The organism is Bacillus sp. FSL K6-1366 (assembly GCF_037976695.1).
Taxonomy (GTDB): Bacteria; Bacillota; Bacilli; order Bacillales; family Bacillaceae; genus Bacillus; species Bacillus subtilis.
Genome location: NZ_CP150268.1, coordinates 1,886,000 through 1,907,476, shown reverse-complemented (window position 1 = coordinate 1,907,476; position 21,477 = coordinate 1,886,000). Strand labels below are relative to the sequence as shown.

General features: G+C 44.8%; 22 protein-coding genes. 17 read left to right on the top strand and 5 right to left on the bottom strand.

What is annotated here, in order from left to right; translation table 11 throughout:
• Nucleotides 1-6 precede the first annotated feature (6 nt).
• The 3 genes from qoxB to qoxD are packed head-to-tail and all read left to right on the top strand — an operon-like array spanning nt 7 to nt 2,960.
• A complete protein-coding gene (qoxB, locus tag MHI44_RS09980) occupies nt 7-1,956 on the top strand; it encodes a cytochrome aa3 quinol oxidase subunit I (RefSeq protein ID WP_003227407.1) in 1,950 nt (649 codons plus the stop codon).
• A gap of 13 nt (nt 1,957-1,969) precedes the next feature.
• Nucleotides 1,970-2,584, top strand: coding sequence for a cytochrome aa3 quinol oxidase subunit III (gene qoxC, locus MHI44_RS09975; RefSeq protein ID WP_003227409.1), 615 nt, complete (start codon nt 1,970-1,972; stop codon nt 2,582-2,584).
• Between the two features lies 1 nt (nt 2,585).
• A complete protein-coding gene (gene qoxD / locus MHI44_RS09970) occupies nt 2,586-2,960 on the top strand; it encodes a cytochrome aa3 quinol oxidase subunit IV (RefSeq protein ID WP_003227410.1) in 375 nt (124 codons plus the stop codon).
• Between the two features lie 41 nt (nt 2,961-3,001).
• Here qoxD and ywcE read toward each other — a convergent pair whose 3' ends face one another.
• Complete coding sequence (ywcE, locus tag MHI44_RS09965) at nt 3,002-3,265, bottom strand: spore morphogenesis/germination protein YwcE (RefSeq protein ID WP_003227411.1); 264 nt, start codon at nt 3,263-3,265, stop codon at nt 3,002-3,004.
• A gap of 494 nt (nt 3,266-3,759) precedes the next feature.
• On the opposite strand from ywcE, the gene rodA reads away from it, so the two are divergent.
• The 3 genes from rodA to MHI44_RS09950 all read left to right on the top strand — a co-directional run bounded on the left by rodA (nt 3,760) and on the right by MHI44_RS09950 (nt 6,971).
• Entirely contained in the window at nt 3,760-4,941 is a 1,182-nt protein-coding gene (gene rodA / locus MHI44_RS09960; RefSeq protein WP_015250943.1) for a cell shape-determining peptidoglycan glycosyltransferase RodA, read from the top strand.
• 105 nt (nt 4,942-5,046) lie between these two features.
• Nucleotides 5,047-5,796, top strand: a complete 750-nt coding sequence (gene nfsA / locus MHI44_RS09955) for an oxygen-insensitive NADPH nitroreductase (protein ID WP_017696211.1) — start codon at nt 5,047-5,049, stop codon at nt 5,794-5,796.
• A gap of 173 nt (nt 5,797-5,969) precedes the next feature.
• Complete coding sequence (locus tag MHI44_RS09950) at nt 5,970-6,971, top strand: LLM class flavin-dependent oxidoreductase (protein WP_339203407.1); 1,002 nt, start codon at nt 5,970-5,972, stop codon at nt 6,969-6,971.
• A 37-nt stretch (nt 6,972-7,008) separates the two neighbouring features.
• On the opposite strand, the gene vpr is transcribed toward MHI44_RS09950, so the two are convergent.
• Nucleotides 7,009-9,429 (bottom strand): serine protease Vpr, encoded by a 2,421-nt coding sequence (gene vpr, locus MHI44_RS09945; protein WP_319620281.1) that lies wholly within the window; start codon nt 9,427-9,429, stop codon nt 7,009-7,011.
• A 529-nt stretch (nt 9,430-9,958) separates the two neighbouring features.
• Between vpr and MHI44_RS09940 the strand changes: the two genes are divergently transcribed.
• Both MHI44_RS09940 and sacT read left to right on the top strand, forming a co-directional pair.
• Nucleotides 9,959-10,261: a hypothetical protein gene (locus tag MHI44_RS09940; protein WP_003222155.1), complete on the top strand. Its 303-nt coding sequence runs from the start codon at nt 9,959-9,961 to the stop codon at nt 10,259-10,261.
• A gap of 39 nt (nt 10,262-10,300) precedes the next feature.
• Nucleotides 10,301-11,131: a sac operon transcriptional antiterminator SacT gene (sacT, locus tag MHI44_RS09935; protein WP_003227423.1), complete on the top strand. Its 831-nt coding sequence runs from the start codon at nt 10,301-10,303 to the stop codon at nt 11,129-11,131.
• Between the two features lie 38 nt (nt 11,132-11,169).
• Here the strand turns inward: sacT and MHI44_RS09930 are convergent, their stop codons facing one another.
• Nucleotides 11,170-11,940 (bottom strand): formate/nitrite transporter family protein, encoded by a 771-nt coding sequence (locus MHI44_RS09930; RefSeq protein WP_069703974.1) that lies wholly within the window; start codon nt 11,938-11,940, stop codon nt 11,170-11,172.
• 301 nt (nt 11,941-12,241) lie between these two features.
• Here MHI44_RS09930 and scrA point away from each other — a divergent pair, with 301 nt between their 5' ends.
• The 3 genes from scrA to MHI44_RS09915 all read left to right on the top strand — a co-directional run bounded on the left by scrA (nt 12,242) and on the right by MHI44_RS09915 (nt 15,405).
• Nucleotides 12,242-13,627 carry a PTS system sucrose transporter subunit IIBC gene (gene scrA / locus MHI44_RS09925; protein ID WP_339203404.1) on the top strand — a complete coding sequence of 462 codons (1,386 nt, stop codon included), beginning with the start codon at nt 12,242-12,244 and terminating at the stop codon, nt 13,625-13,627.
• Complete coding sequence (gene sacA, locus MHI44_RS09920) at nt 13,624-15,063, top strand: sucrose-6-phosphate hydrolase (protein ID WP_339203402.1); 1,440 nt, start codon at nt 13,624-13,626, stop codon at nt 15,061-15,063. Before scrA ends, sacA begins: the two co-directional genes overlap by 4 nt.
• Before the next feature lie 93 nt (nt 15,064-15,156).
• Nucleotides 15,157-15,405, top strand: a complete 249-nt coding sequence (locus MHI44_RS09915) for a hypothetical protein (protein WP_003243437.1) — start codon at nt 15,157-15,159, stop codon at nt 15,403-15,405.
• 90 nt (nt 15,406-15,495) lie between these two features.
• On the opposite strand, the gene MHI44_RS09910 is transcribed toward MHI44_RS09915, so the two are convergent.
• Entirely contained in the window at nt 15,496-16,311 is an 816-nt protein-coding gene (locus MHI44_RS09910; RefSeq protein ID WP_014665830.1) for a bifunctional hydroxymethylpyrimidine kinase/phosphomethylpyrimidine kinase, read from the bottom strand.
• 143 nt (nt 16,312-16,454) lie between these two features.
• On the opposite strand from MHI44_RS09910, the gene MHI44_RS09905 reads away from it, so the two are divergent.
• The 5 genes from MHI44_RS09905 to MHI44_RS09885 all read left to right on the top strand — a co-directional run bounded on the left by MHI44_RS09905 (nt 16,455) and on the right by MHI44_RS09885 (nt 19,589).
• Entirely contained in the window at nt 16,455-16,793 is a 339-nt protein-coding gene (locus MHI44_RS09905; protein WP_003227432.1) for a PadR family transcriptional regulator, read from the top strand.
• Nucleotides 16,786-17,421: a permease prefix domain 1-containing protein gene (locus tag MHI44_RS09900; protein ID WP_048654800.1), complete on the top strand. Its 636-nt coding sequence runs from the start codon at nt 16,786-16,788 to the stop codon at nt 17,419-17,421. The genes MHI44_RS09905 and MHI44_RS09900 overlap by 8 nt, the downstream gene beginning before the upstream one ends.
• 47 nt (nt 17,422-17,468) lie before the next feature.
• Nucleotides 17,469-18,002, top strand: a complete 534-nt coding sequence (locus MHI44_RS09895) for a hypothetical protein (protein WP_048654799.1) — start codon at nt 17,469-17,471, stop codon at nt 18,000-18,002.
• Between the two features lie 89 nt (nt 18,003-18,091).
• Complete coding sequence (locus tag MHI44_RS09890) at nt 18,092-18,898, top strand: glycosyltransferase family 2 protein (RefSeq protein WP_069703977.1); 807 nt, start codon at nt 18,092-18,094, stop codon at nt 18,896-18,898.
• Nucleotides 18,899-18,911: 13 nt separating this feature from the next.
• Nucleotides 18,912-19,589 (top strand): uracil-DNA glycosylase, encoded by a 678-nt coding sequence (locus MHI44_RS09885; RefSeq protein WP_040081472.1) that lies wholly within the window; start codon nt 18,912-18,914, stop codon nt 19,587-19,589.
• A 24-nt stretch (nt 19,590-19,613) separates the two neighbouring features.
• On the opposite strand, the gene MHI44_RS09880 is transcribed toward MHI44_RS09885, so the two are convergent.
• Nucleotides 19,614-20,984 carry an aldehyde dehydrogenase gene (locus tag MHI44_RS09880; protein WP_339203398.1) on the bottom strand — a complete coding sequence of 457 codons (1,371 nt, stop codon included), beginning with the start codon at nt 20,982-20,984 and terminating at the stop codon, nt 19,614-19,616.
• Between the two features lie 167 nt (nt 20,985-21,151).
• Here MHI44_RS09880 and MHI44_RS09875 point away from each other — a divergent pair, with 167 nt between their 5' ends.
• A complete protein-coding gene (locus MHI44_RS09875; RefSeq protein WP_003243806.1) occupies nt 21,152-21,469 on the top strand; it encodes a YwdI family protein in 318 nt (105 codons plus the stop codon).
• Nucleotides 21,470-21,477: the final 8 nt, after the last annotated feature.

The following is a 21,477-nucleotide window of genomic DNA, read 5'->3' as shown; positions in this document are numbered from 1 at the left end:
GCCTGCATGAAATTCAAATGGGACGAATTTTTCGTAACTGGTGACCCATTAATTCTGGGCGCACAAGTTTCCATTGCGCTTTCAACCATTGCCATTATTTTTGTACTGACTTACTTCAAAAAGTGGAAATGGCTGTGGTCTGAATGGATAACTACTGTTGACCATAAAAAACTCGGAATCATGTACATTATATCTGCTGTAATTATGTTATTCCGCGGCGGTGTCGACGGTCTGATGATGCGTGCCCAGCTAGCGCTTCCGAATAACAGTTTTTTAGACTCAAACCACTATAATGAAATTTTTACAACTCACGGTACAATCATGATCATCTTCATGGCGATGCCGTTCTTAATCGGTCTTATTAACGTTGTTGTGCCTCTTCAAATCGGTGCCCGCGACGTTGCGTTCCCTTACTTGAACAACCTGAGCTTCTGGACGTTCTTTGTAGGGGCGATGCTTTTCAATATTTCTTTCGTTATCGGAGGTTCTCCGAACGCAGGCTGGACGAGTTATATGCCGCTTGCAAGTAACGACATGAGCCCTGGGCCGGGTGAGAACTACTACCTCCTCGGACTTCAGATTGCCGGTATCGGTACCCTGATGACAGGGATCAACTTTATGGTAACAATCTTAAAAATGAGAACAAAAGGCATGACATTAATGCGTATGCCAATGTTCACATGGACAACACTGATCACAATGGTTATTATCGTGTTTGCGTTCCCTGTACTTACAGTAGCATTAGCACTTTTATCATTTGATCGTTTGTTCGGCGCTCACTTTTTCACATTGGAAGCAGGCGGTATGCCGATGCTTTGGGCTAACTTGTTCTGGATTTGGGGACATCCTGAAGTATATATCGTTATTCTTCCGGCGTTTGGTATTTTCTCAGAAATCATTTCAAGCTTTGCAAGAAAACAATTGTTTGGTTACAAAGCGATGGTTGGTTCTATTATCGCCATCTCTGTATTGAGTTTCTTAGTTTGGACTCACCACTTCTTCACAATGGGGAACAGTGCGTCCGTTAACTCATTCTTCTCAATTACGACAATGGCAATCTCAATCCCAACCGGGGTTAAAATCTTTAACTGGCTCTTTACAATGTATAAAGGCCGAATCAGCTTTACAACACCTATGCTGTGGGCGCTTGCGTTCATTCCTAACTTCGTTATCGGCGGGGTTACAGGGGTTATGCTTGCGATGGCAGCAGCGGATTATCAATACCATAATACGTACTTCCTTGTATCTCACTTCCACTATGTGCTGATCGCGGGTACTGTATTTGCTTGTTTCGCCGGATTTATTTTCTGGTATCCAAAAATGTTCGGCCACAAGCTGAACGAAAGAATCGGAAAATGGTTCTTCTGGATCTTTATGATCGGGTTCAATATTTGTTTCTTCCCGCAATATTTCTTGGGGCTTCAAGGCATGCCTCGCCGTATTTACACATACGGACCGAATGACGGCTGGACAACATTGAACTTTATCTCAACAGTCGGAGCTTTCATGATGGGTGTAGGATTCTTAATCCTTTGCTATAACATCTACTACAGCTTCCGTTACTCTACTCGTGAAATCAGCGGAGATTCATGGGGTGTGGGACGTACGCTTGATTGGGCGACTTCTTCTGCGATTCCGCCGCATTACAACTTTGCGGTGCTTCCTGAAGTCAAATCTCAAGATGCATTCCTGCATATGAAAGAAGAAAAAACTGAATTATACCCTGAAAGCAAATTTAAGAAAATCCATATGCCAAGCAACTCAGGCAGACCGTTCTTTATGTCTGTTGCCTTCGGTCTCGCTGGCTTTGGACTTGTCTTTGAATGGTACTGGATGGGCGTAGTCGGATTGATCGGAGTCCTGCTCTGCATGGTTCTGCGTTCATTCGAATACGACAACGGCTACTACATTAGTGTTGATGAAATAAAAGAGACGGAAAGAAAGATTTCCGAATAAGGAGGCGTGAGTTATGGAACATGCAGAACACGGCAATTCTAACGCGCCTATGGAATATCAATCTGAAACCGGCAGACTTAATATTCTCGGGTTTTGGATCTTTTTAGGGGCAGAAATTGTGTTGTTCTCAACACTATTTGCAACCTTCTTCGTTCTTAAAAACAGAACAGCTGGAGGTGTCTTGCCAGACGAACTATTTGAAGTCAATCTGGTAATGATTATGACGTTCTTGCTGCTGATCAGCAGCTTTACCTGCGGGATCGCTGTTCATGAAATGCGCCGCGGAAGTTTAAAAGGCGTAGTCATTTGGACAATTATCACTCTTCTTCTCGGTGCCGGCTTCGTCGGATGCGAGATCAACGAGTTTGTTCACTATGTACATGAAGGAGCGGCTCTCAGTACAAGTGCGTTCTGGTCTGGATTCTTTGTTTTACTTGGAACTCACGGAACTCACGTAACAATCGGGATTTTCTGGATCACAGGAATTCTGATTCAGTTGAAGAAACGCGGCTTAACTCCGCAAACTTCATCTAAAATCTTTATCTCAAGCTTGTACTGGCACTTCTTAGATGTTGTATGGATTTTCATCTTTACAGGTGTCTATCTCATGGGATTGGGGGGTCTGTAAAATGGCAAACAAATCTGCTGAACACAGTCACTTTCCATGGAAACACATTGTAGGTTTTATCCTGTCTATCGTTTTGACCCTGCTGGCTCTATGGGTTGCAGTGTATACTGACCTGAGCTCATCAGCAAAACTTTGGATTATCTTCGGCTTCGCCTTCATTCAGGCGGCGCTGCAGCTTCTCATGTTCATGCATATGACAGAGAGCGAAAACGGCACGATCCAAGTCGGAAACACGCTGTTCGGATTCTTTGGCGCGATCGTTATCGTACTTGGATCCATCTGGATTTTCGCGGCTCACTATCACCATGGTGACCATATGGACGGAAATCCTCCTGGAGGCGCTGAACACTCAGAGCATTCAGGCCATAACGAATAATACAAAAACCCTCTTCATTGGAAGAGGGTTTTTTGCTGTCTTCAGCTGCTTCGCTTTCTGCGAAGATACGGAAGGCCGTAAATGATAAATGCGGCGATATGAGCGACAATGACGTTAACGGCAAACAAGATAATCATGAGAGTGTGTCCAAGTGGAGAAAGGCTTTCTGTTGCGTAAAAGAAGAAGAATACCCACATTAAAATGATTGGCGGAATAGCTGAGAGTGCGACTTTTTTGTTATCAAGCCAAATAAAGAGAGGCGTTGCGCTGGCAACCAGTAAGTAAGCAAAAAACATGTCCATCATACCCGTCTCCTTTCATTTTGTGATAACGTTTACAAAAATGAAATAGAGGAACTGAGTTGTGTCTGTTTTGTGATTGTTTTTTGAACATTCTGTTACAATTATTATACCATGTTTTCCAGAAATTGATACGTGTTTTTGCAGAAATGGACTGGATCTATCGTCTTATTTTTTCGTTTAATGTGCTAGGAGAATGTATGGGCATGGGGCTCTGAATTTTTAGCTGTTTCTTATGAGGTATCACATTATTTGGGAATATAACACATTATCGCATTCGTTTTTTAACAAATTCTTTTGGTATGGCGTTTTTTTCATTTGAAAAGTTTTGTGTCAATCGAAACATTTCGGTTTATGATACGTCATATTTCGTGTAGCTGAAAAAGCGCCGCAAATGCTGAAAAAACATAAAAGGAAGCGAGCTTCACGTGTCATCTTGAACGTGGTTCATGTATAATAAACATTAGTGATTTTCCGATGAAAATGTAAGGCGGGATAGAATGAGTCGATATAAGAAACAGCAAAGCCCCTTTTACCAGGGGGATTTGATTTTTATATTTGGTGTGTTTTTTATTATAAGCGTAGTATCAATTTATGCTGCCGGTCAGTTTGGGCAGTATGGGAACACGGATTGGATTCAGCAAATTGTGTTTTATTTTTTGGGGGCTGTTGCCATTACAGTTCTTTTGTACTTTGATTTAGAACAGCTTGAAAAGTTAAGTTTATATATTTTTATCATTGGTATTTTATCTTTGATTATTCTTAAAATCAGTCCCGAGTCTATTGCACCTGTTATTAAAGGGGCAAAAAGTTGGTTTAGGATCGGTAGAATAACAATACAGCCGTCAGAGTTTATGAAGGTTGGTTTGATTATGATGCTTGCTTCAGTTATTGGAAAAGCTAATCCTAAAGGAGTTCGGACGCTTAGGGATGATATCCACTTGTTATTAAAGATTGCGGGTGTCGCAGTTATTCCTGTAGGTCTTATCCTGATGCAGGATGCTGGGACTGCGGGAATATGTATGTTTATCGTTCTTGTAATGGTTTTTATGTCAGGTATAAATTGGAAATTGATTGCGATCATAGCTGGTTCAGGTATCTTACTCATTTCATTAATTTTATTAGTAATGATAAACTTTCCTGACGTTGCTAAATCAGTTGGAATACAGGATTATCAAATTAAGCGGGTCACTTCTTGGGTGTCTGCTTCAAATGAGACACAGGAAGATTCAAATGACAGCTGGCAAGTTGACCAGGCCATCATGGCAATAGGATCTGGTGGTATTTTAGGTAATGGTATTTCTAATTTGAAGGTTTATGTTCCAGAGAGTACGACTGACTTTATCTTTTCTATAATAGGTGAGTCATTTGGCTTTATAGGCTGTGCAATTGTTGTCATCATGTTCTTCTTTTTAATCTACAGGCTTGTTGTTCTGATAGACAAAATACATCCGTTTAACCGTTTCGCTTCTTTCTTTTGCGTTGGCTATACGGCGTTAATTGTGATCCACACATTCCAGAATATCGGAATGAACATCGGCATTATGCCTGTTACCGGGATTCCGCTGCTGTTTGTCAGCTATGGGGGAAGCTCGACACTTTCCACGTTAATCGGATTTGGGATTGTATATAATGCAAGTGTGCAGCTGACGAAATACAGAAGTTATCTTTTTAATTCTTAATATGCAGACAGCCTTTACAGAGGCTGTCTTTTTTTGTGCAGAGCATTTCGCTTTTGAGATCACTTTTTTTCGGATATGATAAAAAGTGATAAGGAGGTTTTTGTGATGAATAACACAATCGAAACCATTTTGAATCATCGGTCAATCCGGTCTTTTACTGATCAGCTTTTGACAGCTGAAGAAATTGATACATTAGTGAAAAGTGCGCAGGCTGCGTCTACATCCAGCTATGTGCAGGCATATTCGATTATCGGGGTTTCTGATCCTGAGAAAAAACGTGAGCTGTCCGTGCTTGCTGGGAATCAGCCTTACGTTGAGAAGAACGGACACTTTTTTGTATTTTGTGCGGATTTGTACCGCCATCAAAAACTGGCTGAGGAAAAAGGTGAACATATTTCTGAGCTGCTCGAGAATACAGAAATGTTTATGGTTAGCTTGATTGATGCGGCGCTGGCAGCGCAAAATATGAGCATTGCCGCTGAATCCATGGGGCTTGGCATTTGCTATATCGGCGGCATTCGGAATGAACTGGACAAGGTGACAGAGGTGCTGCAAACGCCTGACCATGTGCTCCCGCTTTTCGGACTGGCAGTAGGCCATCCTGCGAACCTTTCCGGCAAAAAACCGAGATTGCCAAAGCAGGCCGTTTATCATGAGAATACGTATAATGTGAACACAGACGATTTCCGTCATACTATGAATACGTATGACAAAACCATTTCTGATTACTATAGAGAAAGAACAAACGGGCAGCGGGAAGAAACGTGGTCCGATCAAATACTGAACTTTATGAAGCAAAAGCCGCGTACGTATTTAAATGACTACGTGAAAGAAAAGGGCTTTAATAAAAACTAAAGCAAACCTCTCCGTCTGGAGGGGTTTTTATGTTTCACGTGTAACATATTCCGACAAATAGGGACAGGCTTTCACAAATAAATGGCGAATGATAGGGGACACTGATAAGCAGTGTGAGCGGCTTTGGAGAAAAAATAGAAGATCAGTGATACGATGAGGATGAGGTGGTAGGGATGGTTTCATTAAGTATATTAGATCAATCTCCAGTATCAGAGGGCAGCAATGCTGAAACGGCCTTACAGCAAACCGTTGCGCTTGCTCAAGCTGCTGAGGACCTTGGATATAAGAGATTTTGGGTTTCTGAGCATCACTTTTCAAAACGGCTGGCAGGGTCCAGTCCTGAGGTGCTAATCAGTCATATAGCGGCGAAAACAAAGCGAATCCGTGTTGGATCAGGAGGAGTCATGCTGCCGCATTATAGTGCTTATAAAGTAGCTGAAAACTTTCGTGTTCTGGAGGGGCTGACACCAGGAAGAATTGACCTGGGGCTTGGCAGAGCACCGGGGGGAATGCCGATTGCATCATGGGCGCTGAATGACGGCGGTAAGCGCAATGCTGATCAGTATCCGCAGCAAATCAAGGAGCTGACCATGTATTTGCATGATTTGGCGGATGATAAACACCGTTTTCCGAATCTGACGGCTGCGCCGCATATTTCAACGGCTCCGGAAGTGTGGCTGCTCGGCTCATCTGGAGAAAGCGCGCTGCTCGCAGCTGAATCTGGCGCTGGCTATATGTTTGCCCATTTTATCAATGGAGAGGGCGGAGAGGGTACTGTCAGACAGTATAAGAGGCGATTCAAACCATCTGTGTTAGGAGATACGCCTCGAGCGGCAGTTGCTGTTTTTGTTCTTTGTGCTGACACGGAGGAGAAGGCAGAGGAGCTTGGGGCTGTGCTTGATTTTACACTTTTGGCGGGAGAGCAGGGTATTCCTTTAGAGGGAGTTCCTTCGTATGAAGCTGTTCGGAAAAATACGTATTCTCCTTATGAACAGAGACGAATTGCTGATAATCGAAATCGAATGATTGTCGGTACGAAAGAACAGGTTAAGGAGCGGCTGCTAGCTTTGAGTAAAGCGTATGAAACAGAGGAAATCATGGTGGTGACCATCACACATCATTTTGAAGATAAGCTCCGATCGTATCGATTATTGCAGGAGGCGTTTGCTGACTGATCTTTAAAAAGCCCTGCCGATTCGGCAGGGCTTTTTCTTATTCAACAGTGAAAGGTTCTTCGGTCAAAACCTGGCTTGACTTGCCTTTGTTCGCGGCATATGCGAGCAAGTAATACTCTCCGGCCGGAAGTTTGGTTCCGCCATTAATCGTGCCGTCCCAGTCAAAGTACTGGTAACCTTTATCTTGGTTTTTATAAATGCCGGCTTGGCCTGCGAAATCAAGGTTGCTGTCATAGACGAGGAACGCCAACTCTTCCGCTCCCGCAGGAAGGTAGGTTTCAATTTGATAGGTACCTTGTACAGACCCTTCGCTGACAGAGACAGATGTGACTCTCGGATAATCGGGCTCTTTCACAATCAGCAATGTAGGTACCTTAGCGACCGTTTTTCCGCCTTCTCTGACGATAACCGTTCCTTCATAGGTGCCAGCTTTTGTTTTCTTCGTATTGACCTTTACTTTTGCAGTGGCTTTCCCGGTTTGATGTGCCGGAATCACAACACGGCTTGTGCCGGATGTGGAGATGCCGCTGCCATTAAATGAGTATTCCAGTGTGTATGATTTTCTAATGGAAGATTGATTTTCAATCGTAAACGTTTCTTTTTTCGTTTCGTTTCCGTTTTCCTTCAAGAACGTGCCGTATGAATAGCTTCCAGGTGAGACGAGCGAATCTGCTTTGATTGCGTTCATGATTCTTGCGCTGCCTGCGCCTTGAGCGTTATGTGGATATACTTCCCCATCGCTATCCTTTAAAGTGACAGCGGTATTCATGATGGCGGCTTTAATCTGTTCAACGCTCCACTTTGGTTTGGCTTGTTTAATAACGGCAACCGCTCCGGCAATATGAGGCGATGCCATGCTTGTTCCTTGTTTTGATCCGTAGCCGTATGGATGGTCAGGATCGTGTGTTGGGATCGTGCTCACGATATTGACCCCTGGCGCCGAAATATCAGGCTTAATCATCCACGTATCCATAACAGGGCCGCGTGATGAGAAATCAGCCACTTGTTCACCGAGCGCTTTTGAGACCGTCAACTTGAATGTTGTTTTTGTCTCACCAGCTTTCAGGGCGCTGACGAGTTTTTCGCCGTCTTCTAATGAAAGCTTAATCGTTGGGACAGACATGCCTGGCACATTGGCTTCAATTTCTCCAGAGAGGTTGTTATACACAACCATGCCGATTGCACCGGCTTTTTTAGCGTTATCCGCTTTATCCACAAATGCAATGCTGCCTCGTTTGACAACGGCGACTTTGCCTGTCAGGTCTTTCCCTTCAAAATCCTTTGCTTCGCCGATTCCCGCTTCGACAAGCTCAACTTCTTTGTTATTGAGCGCTTTGACTTCGTCCTCCTTGTTATAGCCCATCACTTTTGCTGAAGAGTAGGAGCCGAATGTGACGGCGTATTCATTGAGCGGCAGCTGAGTCGCACCGACAGAAATCGCTTCTCTTGATGTGCCCGGCGATCCGACTGTCCAGCCGTTCGGTCCGCTGTTGCCGTTTGAGGTAACAGCGACAACGCCTTCTGACATGGCCCAGTCAAGCGCTGTGCTTGTCGCCCAGTCCGGGTTGTTTAAAGAGTTTCCGAGAGACAGGTTCATCACATCTGCTCCGTCCTGCACTGCACGTTCCACACCGGCGATGACGTTTTCCGTTGTGCCGCTTCCGCCAGGCCCTAACACACGATAAGCAAGAAGTGTTGCATCAGGCGCTACGCCTTTAATTGTTCCGTTTGCAGCCACAGTTCCGGCTACGTGTGTGCCGTGGTCAGTCGCTCCGCCCCTCGGATCGCCTGTTGGTGTTTCTTTTGGATCGTAATCATTGTCCACAAAATCGTATCCTTTATATTGTCCAAAGTTTTTCTTCAGATCTGGGTGATTGTATTCAACCCCAGTGTCAATAATCGCCACCTTGATGCCTTTTCCTGTGTAGCCTAAATCCCATGCATCGTTTGCTCCGATATAAGGCGCACTGTCATCCATTTGCGGAGATACGGCGTCTTCGGAGATTGTGACGTCTTTATCCTTCATATTGTCTGTTTTATATGTGACGTTCGGGTACACTGCCTTAACGTCTTTTACCGCGAGAAGTTTTGGAATCTCATTAGCTGGAAGCTTCATAGAGAAGCCTGAGAATACCTGCTCATATTCCCGGTTTACTTTTCCGTTTTTCACCGCTTTGATTGCTTTGTTTTTTGCTTTTGTGCGAGCGGTTTTCAGCTTGCTTTTCGATTGGCTTTCTCCCGCTTCCTTCGCTTCTGCCAAGGATTTTTCTTTTAATTCCACTATAACGGTTGTTTTTTTGCTTGTCGTCATGTCGATATCACCGAATACCTCGGCTTTTTCCAGATCAGCCGACGTTTTTGAAGAAGCCGGAGCTGCCTGGACGCCCGTAATACCTGTGGATAACGCAAAAAATAAGACAAAACTTACAAGCAGAAAGCGAATGATCCCCTTTTTCAATGTGTTTCCCCCTTTGTATTTAGAAAAAATGTGAAAGATCTAGTATATATTTCTTGAAAATTCAAAAAAATCCTTGTGTCATTTGGACCATTTATTGGATTTTGTTTGTGTATAACGAAGGAGTTATACACAGAACCCTGTGTATAAGTGAATAAACCTGTGTATATATATAGTTAGGAATATACGTTCGTATACAAAATATAGATAGAGTTTGTGGACATGTGGATATCTCTTGTGATTAAGTTGTTCTTATCTTTGGGATAACTTGTGTATAAAGTTTTCAAAGCGGTTCTCCAATTTTCATTTCAATTCTTTCAGCTTTCAACAAAACTTCTAAAAACTAGTTGGTTTTTTCACTCATATTGTGACAAAGAATTCTCTTTCCACGGTCTATCATAGAGTCATGAGTTTTGCTAGAGCCGCTAGTTTGCGAGAAAAGAAATCGGCCGTCTTTTCTTGCGGGCTGCGGCTGAGAAAACGGGCTGCTAAAAAGGCTGCCTGCCAAAAAGAAGCGGAGGGATGTTTTTCTATGAAACGTTTGCTTGTATCTTTACGGGTGTGGATGGTCTTTTTGATGAACTGGGTGACGCCGGACAGAAAAACTGCGGCTGCCGCGGTCTATTCGGCTCAGCGTACATACCAAAGAAAGGCGGCTGTGCAGGCCGCAGGACTCGTTTCGTTTTATGAGTGGCGGATGGCTGTGAATGAGGAAGAAAAGCAGAAAGCGAAAGCCGCCGCGCTTTATAAAAGAAGATGTTTGCAAGCCTTCAAGGAATCGCCAAAGCAGGAGAGAGCGGGCCCGCATCTTTACATGGCGGTCAAAAGGAGGTAAAATCCCAGTCAAAAGCAAATTGGCGGGAGAGATAACCTCTTGAAAATCTATAAAGTATTAAACAACAATGCGGCTTTAATAAAAGAGGATGATCAGGAAAAAATCGTGATGGGGCCGGGAATCGCTTTTCAAAAAAAGAAAAATGATCTCATCCCTATGAATAAAGTGGAAAAGATCTTTGTCGTGCGCGACGAGAATGAAAAGTTCAAACAAATCCTGCAAACACTGCCGGAGGAGCATATAGAAATAGCTGAGGATATCATCAGCTATGCGGAAGGAGAGCTCGCGGCGCCGCTGAGCGATCACATTCATATCGCGCTTTCCGACCATTTGTCCTTTGCGATCGAAAGGATTCAAAATGGGCTGCTTGTGCAGAATAAATTGCTGCATGAGATAAAGGCGCTCTATAAAAAAGAATATGAGATCGGCCTGTGGGCGATCGGACATGTAAAAGAGACATTGGGCGTGTCTCTGCCTGAAGATGAAGCGGGTTATATTGCCCTTCACATCCATACGGCCAAGATGGATGCGGAGAGCATGTATTCGGCGCTGAAGCATACGACCATGATCAAAGAAATGATAGAGAAAATAGAACAATACTTTAATCGAAAGGTGGATGAAAACAGCATTTCCTATCAACGCCTTGTCACGCATTTGCGATACGCGGTCAGCCGGTTGGAATCAAATGAAGCGCTCCATCGTATGGACGAGGAGATGCTTTATTTCATCCAAAAAAAGTATTCATTCGCCTATCAATGTGCGCTGGAGCTGGCGGAGTTTTTGAAAAATGAATATCAATTACATTTGCCGGAATCCGAGGCCGGCTATATCACGCTGCATGTCCAGCGTCTTCAAGATCTCTCGGAATAACCGCTTTGACTTGCAGGGAGTGATCTCTGGAAGTTTTTTTATTGATCAGGATTCAGTGTGTAGTACATCCAGCCCATCATAACTATTCCCGCGGTCAGATTGCCGAGCGTAACGGGGATTAAGTTTCTGACTGCTCCCATCAGTGTCACTGTATCAGGGTGCTCGATCAAAAGCGAGATGGCGAATGTGCACATATTGGCAATGCTGTGTTCAAAGCCGGAAATAAAGAAGCAGAAAACGAAAAGCATCATGGTAAAAAGCTTTGCTCCTTCCCCTTTGAGAGACATTGGAATGAAAAAGGCGAGGCACACAAGCCAATTGCACAGCATTCCTCTGAAAAACAATTCGGAAGCCGGCGGCTCCATTTTGTGCTCTGCCAAATGAATCAAAAAGGAATGAACAGAAGGCTCCTCAAAAAGTCCCGTCGCGCTGATCAGGATGGCAAACAGAATGGCGCCGATTAAATTGCCGGCATAGCTTGACATCCACAAGTACAGGGTGTCGCGCCAGCTGATTTTTTTCCGGAGCGCGGTATAGGTGAAATAAAAGGTGTTGCCGGTAAATAAATCTCCGCCTCCGTAAGCAATCATCAGAATAGCGGCCCCGAAAGTGACAGCGGCAGCCGGAAAGGCAAACGGAGAATCAGCCATAAAGAAATAGCTGCCTGTTTTGCTTGCGGCTGTAATGCCAAAACCAATAAACATACTGGCCAAAATGGACCGAAGCACATAACGGATTTTGCTTGAAGTGAATATGTTTTGTTTTTTCAAAGCATACTGTTCAACCTTTTGTAATGCTTGAGTTTCCATTGTCTTTTCCTGCTTTCTTTCATGATTGAGCATAGTATAGCACGATATTGTGAAGTATTTCACAATTAATTTTTACGAATTTTTGTCTACATGTTTTATCAAACTATTTAACTAAAAAAATAGTTGACGAAAACGCTGTCATGATTTATGATGAAAGCGTATTCTTGATCTGAATAAGCGGGATTGTGACTGGTAAAGCAGGCAAGACCTAAAATTTGCGTAAATGAAAAAGGATCGCTGTGTCCTTTATTCGTTGGCGAATTTTAGGTCTTTTTTGTTTAAATAAAAGGGGGAGAAATAGATGGATTACAAAGAGACTGCAAAACGCCTCATTGAGCTTCTCGGAGGGAAAGAAAATATTATCAGCGCGGCTCATTGTGCAACAAGACTGCGTTTAGTGATGAAAGATGAATCAAAGATAGATCAAGCACAAGTAGAAGAGCTTGATGGCGTCAAAGGGGCTTTCAGCAGCTCTGGCCAGTACCAGATCATTTTCGGAACAGGCCTTGTGAATAAAGTATTCGATGCCTTTGCTAAAGAAGCTGATATCGAGCGTGAAGAACACGTAAATCATCAGGATGCGGCAAAAGAAAAGCTGAATCCCGCTGCGAGATTTGCGAAAGCGCTTTCTAATATTTTTGTTCCAATCATCCCGGCTATTGTAGCCAGCGGCCTATTAATGGGATTGCTGGGTATGATCAATGCGTTTCATTGGATGAGCAAGGATTCTGCAGTTTTTCAGCTGCTTGATATGTTTTCAAGTGCAGCATTCATTTTCTTGCCGATTCTAATCGGAGTAAGCGCTTCAAAAGAATTTGGCAGCAACCCGTACTTGGGAGCGGTCATTGGGGGAATCATGATTCATCCAAACCTTTTGAATCCATGGGGTTTGGCTGAAGCGACACCTGATTATATGCATCTTTTCGGATTTGATATCGCGCTTCTAGGCTATCAGGGAACTGTCATCCCTGTTCTGCTGGCGGTTTATGTAATGAGCAAGGTAGAGAAATGGACAAGAAAAGTGGTTCCGCATGCGGTAGACTTGCTTGTTACACCTTTTGTTACTGTAATTGTCACCGGGTTTGTTGCTTTTATCGCGATTGGCCCTCTGGGCAGAGCGCTTGGCTCCGGCATTACGGTTGCTTTAACTTATGTATATGACCATGCCGGTTTTGTGGCAGGTTTGATTTTCGGGGGCACGTATTCACTCATCGTGCTGACAGGTGTTCATCACAGCTTCCATGCGATTGAGGCGGGGCTTATTGCAGATATAGGCAAAAACTACTTGCTGCCGATCTGGTCAATGGCGAATGTCGCACAGGGCGGGGCAGGTCTTGCCGTCTTCTTTATGGCGAAAAAGGCAAAGACAAAAGAAATCGCGCTTCCGGCAGCATTTTCCGCTTTTCTCGGCATTACTGAGCCCGTCATATTCGGAGTCAATCTTCGCTACCGAAAACCGTTTATCGCCGCGATGATCGGAGGCGCATTGGGTGGAGCATATGTCGTCTTTACACATGTAGCTGCAAACGCTTACGGGTTAACGGGAATTCCGATGATCGCCATTGCTGCGCCGTTTGGCATGGGCAACTTGATCAACTATCTGATTGGCATGGCGATTGCGGCAGTGTCAGCGTTCATTGCAGCATTTGTCATGAAGATTAATGAGGATGAGGAGAGGAAAAAATGACAGCACATGACCAGGAGCTTCGTCGCCGGGCTTATGAAGAAGTGGAGAAAAAAGAGCCCATCGCTAACAGCGATCCGCACCGCCAGCATTTTCATATCATGCCGCCGGTTGGGCTGCTGAATGACCCGAATGGCGTGATTTATTGGAAGGGCAGCTATCATGTATTCTTTCAGTGGCAGCCGTTTCAGACGGGGCACGGCGCAAAATTTTGGGGGCATTATACGACACAGGATGTTGTGAATTGGAAGCGGGAAGAGATTGCGCTGGCTCCGAGTGATTGGTTTGATAAAAACGGCTGCTACTCGGGCAGCGCTGTCACGAAAGACGATCGGCTCTATCTGTTTTACACAGGAAATGTCAGGGATCAGGATGGAAATCGGGAAACGTATCAATGCCTTGCTGTTTCTGACGACGGGCTGTCCTTTGAGAAAAAGGGTGTTGTCGCCCGCCTTCCGGAAGGATATACGGCGCATTTTCGCGATCCGAAGGTATGGGAGCATGAAGGCACATGGTATATGGTGATTGGTGCGCAAACAGAGAATTTGAAAGGGCAGGCTGTATTGTTTGCTTCTGATAACCTGAGTGAGTGGAGATTTCTTGGCCCGATAACCGGCGCGGGCTTCAACGGGCTGGACGATTTTGGATACATGTGGGAATGCCCTGATTTGTTTTCCCTTCAAGGATCGGACGTGCTGATTGTTTCGCCTCAAGGGCTTGAGGCTGACGGTTTCCTTTATCAGAACGTATACCAGTCAGGTTATTTTGTCGGGTGTCTCGATTATAACAAGCCTGAACTGAAGCATGGTGATTTTAGGGAACTTGATCAAGGTTTTGATTTTTACGCGCCGCAAACACTTGAAGATAATCAGGGCAGACGAATTTTGTTTGCATGGATGGCTGTGCCTGACCAGGATGAAGGATCTCATCCGACGATTGACTATCACTGGATTCACTGCATGACGCTGCCGAGACAGCTGACAATATCAGGCGAGAAGCTGATTCAGCAGCCGCTGCCTGAGCTGAAAGCCATGCGCAGAAATGAGAAAAAAATACACATCAATATGCATGGATCATCTGGTACGCTTCCAGTGGAAAACCCTGAAAGAGCTGAGATTCTGCTGGAAGACATTCATACGGAGTCTGGCTTTTCAATCAGTATCCGCGGAACGGCTACGTTTTCCTTCCACAAAGACGAGGGGATTGTTACGCTGGAACGGACGAGCTTCGACGGAAAAAGAAAAGAGTCGAGACATTGCCGCATCAAGGATTTGCATACCGTGCACATGTTTATCGACGCATCCTCTGTTGAAATCTTTATCAATAACGGAGAAGAGGTCTTTAGTGCGAGATATTTTCCTTTCCCGGGAAATCATGAAGTAACAGCCAGTTCGACCGGGAAATCTGAAATGAATGTCGGAATTTGGACACTTATGTAGAAAATCCTTCTATTTTCTTATGTGAAATCTGAGCCATCTGTGCTATTCTTCAACGATAACCTACTATTTTTTTCTGTAAAAGGAGTTGTTTTCTTGAATATACATGAACAGAAGATAACACCGGAATGTTTGGAAAAGGCTGCTAACCAAGTTGAAGATAAGCGAGAAGAATATAAGGATGTGCTGCTTCAGCTGAAAAAAATGCTTGGCGGAACAACGCCGCACAGTGAAACGGCGGAAATTCTCACGCGGGCATATGAACAAATGAAGGAATATGCACTTTTTGTTCAGTCGATAGAAACATTTTTGAGGAAATCTGCAAACAATTTAAAAATCAAATAAACAGGCTGCCGATGGGATCGGCAGTTTTTTCTGTGAAAAGTCTTCGGTGATTTAAAAAGGGCTGCCTCTCTGTAAGGCAGCCCCTTTTGTTTATGATTGTTGATTCAGGCGCAGTGCAGAATGCTTCGTAGGACCAACATACTGGTTTAGCGGGAAGGATTCTTTAATAGCCGCTGTGATGAATTCTTTCGCTGCGTAAATGGCTTCTTTGACTTCCGCACCTTTGGCGAGCTCCGCTGTCACGGCTGCTGAGAATGTACAGCCTGCGCCATGTGTATAAGGCGTATCGATCATTTCGCTTTCAAGGACTTCTGCTGTTTCTCCGTCATAGAGAACATCAACGGCTTTCTCATGTTTGAGTTTGCCTCCGCCTGTAATGACGACATATTGAGCGCCGAGTGCGTGAATTTTTTTCGCGGCTTCGATCATATCGTCAACTGTTTTTAGTTCATCCATGCCGCTGAGCTGGCTGGCTTCAAACAAGTTGGGCGTAATGACAGTGGCTAGCGGAGCCAATTGCTCACGCAGGGCTTGGGCGTGCTCCGGATAAAGGACTTCATTAGCACCTTTGCAAACCATAACCGGGTCAATTACCACATTTTTTAATTGTTTTTCTTTGATCGTTTTTGCCGCAAGCTCGATAATGTCAACGGTTGGCAGCATTCCTGTTTTCATGGCGTCCACGCCGATGCCGTCCGTAATTGTTGCAAGCTGGGCGCGGATTGTATCAGTATCGATCGGGAATACCTGATGGTCCCAGCTGTTGTTTGGGTCCATCGCAACGATCACCGTTAAGGCGGTCATCCCGTATACGTTTTTTTCTTGAAATGTTTTTAAATCAGCTTGAATCCCAGCACCGCCGCTGGAATCTGAGCCGGCAATGGTGAGTGCTTTATGCATAGACATGTCTTGAACCTCCATCATGTTTTGTCTTTCATTATAGTTAGATTTTCTCTGTATCACAATATAGAAGATCTATAGGAATCATTTGACAATCTCAACGGGCTTTCGTAAAATGCTACATAAGAAAACTAGGTAGGGGTTTTGAGATGTTAAATCGTGAGCTGGTTAAGGGAAGCACGGTTATATTGGTATTGACGCTTCTGAACGAGCGGCCGATGTACGGCTATGAGCTTGTAAAAGAAATGGGAAGCCGCAGCGGAAACGAGCTGCAGATGAAAGAAGGGACCTTGTATCCTTCTCTTCACAAGCTTGAACGCCAAGGATATATTTCTTCCTACTGGGAGAAGCAGGAGAAAGGACCGGACCGCAAATATTACCGGATTACAGACGAAGGCAAAGAAGTGCTGGCGGAACGCACGAAGGAATGGAGCGTATTTTCAGCCATGATGGACCGAATACTGAAGTGGAGCGGACAAAATGGATAAAGAAACATATGTATCCGAAATCAAAAGCGGGCTTAAAGGGCTTCCTGAAGGCGAGGCAATGATAGAAGAGATTGAGAGCCATATTGAACATCATCTGTTTTGCTCTTTTCAGGAAGGAAAGAGTGAGGAGGAAGCTATGCAGACTTTATTGCAGGCGTTTGGAACACCAACTGACATTGTTTCTTCGTTTAAGAAAATACAGCCAGTAACGTTCCGTGCGTTTTTGATGTTCCATCTTTTCTGTAACAGTGCCCTATTCGCTGTCGGCATTGCGATTACAATAATGCATGTATGGCTTGAATCACCGTTTGTTCAAGCAGTATGGAAAGGCATTTCTGTTTCTGTTTGGCTGATCTTAGCTGCATATATGATCTACTGGGTGCTGATTGGGTATCAAGGCGTGAAGGAGTTTGGAAAACGCGGAGAAAAGCTTGTTCTACATACGATTCTGATCTCAATGGTGCCAAACGTCATTTTTATGCTTGTTTTTCTATTCAATGTAATTCCTGCTGCGCTGTTTCAATCCTTGTTGACACCTTGGTTTGTTGGAACTTGTGCTATTGCAACGCTGTTATTTCCGTTATTTGGCCGAATGGGCTGTTATATTGGCAGGCGTCAGCTTGCCTGATTTTTTAGGTATATACATAGAATTTCTATGTAAAGGATGTGTATGTCGTGAGGATTAGCTCTTGTTTATATGGTTTTGTAGCTCATGGGGCAGTATTTTTGTTTACTGGTGGCTGCATGCTCTTGGCTATGGCAGCCAGCTTGCCTTTTGTTTTTCTGCTTGATTGGCTGCCTGATGTCGTCTTTACAGCAGGTGCCATTCTTACGCTGTTATGTTCATATGCTTATGTCTGGTTTTGGGCGGTCCGATTTGCATATAACCAGAAAATGCGCCTGTTTGAGGTTCAATTGGGGTCCTTTGTGGTGCTGGCCCTCATGATATCTTTGATTTTATTGGATGGATCTAGTATGAAAGACATCATGATGAATTGGGACGATACAGGCTGTGCTTTTGTTCCGCCGGCTTTTACATTTTTGTGTCTTTCTTATGCACTGGTGCTGCTGCCGGTCTATCAATCTAAGCTGTGGCGTCTTATCCTTCCGAATGGCGTCCGCCTGAAAGATCTCTTTCATGTCTTTGGAAATCTGATGCTGATCATGGTGCTTCTGATCGGAGCCACTTTGCTGTTTCTATCATTGTAGTATGCCGTTTCAGTAGGATATTCCCACTGATCTCCCGTCCAATATATGTTTTAATAGTACATGACTATGAAAATGAGAAGGAGAGCATCATGAAGATTTCTATCGTAATTGTGACCTATAATCGGATTCCGGCTTTGTGTGAGCTTTTGGAGTCGATTTCCCGCCAGACCTTGAAGCCGTATGAAATTATTATTGTGAATGATGCCGGTGAATCGGTCGTGCCGGTCAAAGCACTGTATCCGGAGCTGCCGATTGCTGTCATCAATTTAGAAAAGAACTCGGGGCATGTGGCTGCGAGAAATGCCGGTGTAAAAGAGGCGTCTGGGGATTGCATTATGCTGTGTGATGACGATGATTTCTTTACGCCAGGGCATATCGAGAAAATGGCAAAGGAAATAGAAACGGCTGACTTCGTTCATTCTGATGCGGAAATAGTTTCGTTTGAAGAGAAAAACGGAACAAGATATCCAGTGTCACGGAAATTGTTTGCTTATACCGCTGACTATGAGGATATGAGAGTGTTTTCTACATACGTGCCGTCGGGCAGCATGTACAGACGTTTTCTGCATGATGAAATCGGGTATTTCGATGCTGATGTGCACAATTACTGGGATTGGGATTTTTATTTACGCGTGGCCAAGGATTACCGGGTGAAGCGTGTCCCTTGCGCCAGTGTGATTTATGCCTTCAGTGACGCGGGAGACAATCAGTCTGCGGACCTTGGCGCCAAGCGGAAGCAATATTTGGATCGTTTAAGTGAAAAGCACGGACTCGGGGAGCTGCCGACGAAAAACTTTGCCGTCCTGCTTGAAGAGCCTGAGATGAAGAGGCGGGAAGCAAAAAGTGAAATGGTTTGGGATGGCGAGCCTGTCTATTCCAGACTTCATCGTTCGTAAGGAGGCCTGAATCTTGAAACAGCTTTTACAAGACAGCTGGTGGGATCAGCTAAAGGAAGAGTTTGAGAAACCGTATTATCAAGAGCTCAGAGAAATGCTGAAGCGGGAATACGCGGAGCAAACGATTTATCCGGACAGCCGGGATATTTTCAACGCGCTGCATTATACATCTTATGATGATGTCAAGGTCGTCATTTTGGGTCAAGATCCGTATCACGGGCCGGGACAGGCTCAAGGTTTAAGCTTCTCTGTCAAGCCCGGTGTAAAGCAGCCGCCTTCGTTAAAAAATATTTTTCTTGAACTGCAGCAGGACATCGGGTGCAGCATCCCGAATCACGGGTCGCTTGTGAGCTGGGCAAAGCAAGGCGTTCTTTTGCTGAATACTGTGCTGACAGTAAGGCGCGGACAGGCGAATTCCCATAAGGGAAAAGGCTGGGAGCGACTGACGGACCGAATTATTGACGTGCTGAATGAAAGGGAGCGGCCGGTTATCTTTATTTTGTGGGGACGGCATGCTCAAATGAAAAAAGAACGGATCGACACGTCCAAGCATTTTATCATTGAATCGACGCATCCCAGTCCGTTTTCTGCGAGAAACGGATTTTTCGGGAGCAGACCGTTTTCCCGGGCGAATGCCTATTTGGAGAAAATGGGAGAGGCGCCGATTGATTGGTGTATTAAGGATTTGTAAAAAGCGCAGGTTATCTGCGCTTTTTTATTTGAGTATTTTTCGAATCATCCGCAGCCCGTTTTTGGAGGAAGGATAACGAAATGCGAAGTCGAAGCGGTTCGTTTGTTTGACTACGCTTTTTTTGTGCGTGAATGTGTTAAAACTGTCAAACCCGTGATAGCTGCCGATGCCGCTTTCCCCGACGCCGCCGAATGGCAAATACGGCGTCGCCACATGCATTAACGTATCATTGACACAGCCCCCGCCAAACGACAGATTTCCTAAAACAGCGCGCTCAGTTTCTTTGTTTGTGGTGAAGAGATACAGGGCGAGTGGCTTAGGGCGCGATTGGACTTTTTCAATGACTTCCCCGATATTGCGGTATGTAAAGAGCGGAAGAATCGGCCCGAAAATTTCCTCCTGCATCACTGGAGAGTCATCTCTCACTTGTTCGAGAATGGTCGGCGCAATTTTGTGATGATCAGGATCAGATTGTCCGCCTGTGAGCGGGATACCATCATTCAGAAAGCTGAGCAGCCGCTGATAGTGGCGCTCACTGACGATTTTGCCGTACTGCGGATTCCGTTCCGGCTGAGGGCCGTAAAATTCTCTGATCGCACGCTTCATTTCTTCTGCCAGCTTCGTTTTGATGTCCTCGTGGACAAATAAATAATCCGGTGCGATGCAGGTTTGTCCCGCATTTGTAAATTTCCCGAAGACGATGCGTTTGGCGGCAAGCTGAATGTCAGCATCTTTATGGACGATGCAGGGACTTTTGCCGCCGAGCTCCAAGGTTACGGGAATTAATTGTTTGGCGGCGGCCTCCATGACGATTTTTCCTACAGCTACACTGCCTGTAAAGAAAATGTAGTCAAAGGGCTGCTGTAATAATGCTGTGCTGACGTCAGGCCCGCCTTCTGCCATAGCGACATAATCGGTCGGAAAAACGCTGCTGATGAGTTTGGAAAGAATAGCAGAAACAGCCGGCGTATATTCTGATGGCTTGAGAACGACCGTGTTCCCCGCCGCAATGGCGCCAATCAACGGAGAAAGCGCCAGCTGCAAGGGATAGTTCCAAGGCGCAATCACCAAAACGGTTCCATACGGCTCAGGAATGATGATGCTTTTGGAGCCTAGATGAGTCAGCGGCGTTTTGACTCGTTTCGGCTTGGACCATTTTTTCAGCCGTTTCATGACAAAGCTGATTTCCTCCAAGACGATTCCGATTTCTGTTGAGTATGCTTCTTGCTCGGATTTGTGGAGATCCTGGTAGAGAGCGGCTATGAGATCGGCTTCATGAGTTCTGACGGCTTGTTTCAGCTTTCGCAAAATGTTCAGTCTCGATTCAAGCGGTCTCGTATGTCCCGCCGCAAAATAGGCTTTATGCTTGCTGATGATAGAGGGGATGCTGTTCATTCCGTTTCTCCTTTTTGTAATGTATGGTGATTTATTATGTGAAAAATCTCTTCTGCTTGTCAATCGCGCAAGGTTTGTCAGAAAAAATAACAAACTCATATCTGCGTTTACAGCAGGAATTTGATAAAATGCAGGAAGACAACATTTATTTTTTTGGAGGGTGCTTCATGAACATTCATATATCTGCATTAATTCAAAAGATGGAAGAGGAGCTGAAAAAAGCAAAAACAGCTGAACGGGATGAGGAGCTGAAGCGTTATGTAGCGGTTGTCCGTTCTCTGTGTGATGTCGTGCTTGATCAGCCGGAGAACGCGAGCGCGCCCCGCATACAGCCGAGCGTTACGCCAAGTCCCGCCGCGCCGCCATCGACAGACCAGCTGATGATGGAAAAAATGATGGGGAGCGCGGGATTAAACAAATATCGAAAGCAAGAAAAAGAGAAGCAGGAAGAGGATGGAAACGGAGAGTCTTTATTTGATTTTTAAAGAGAGAG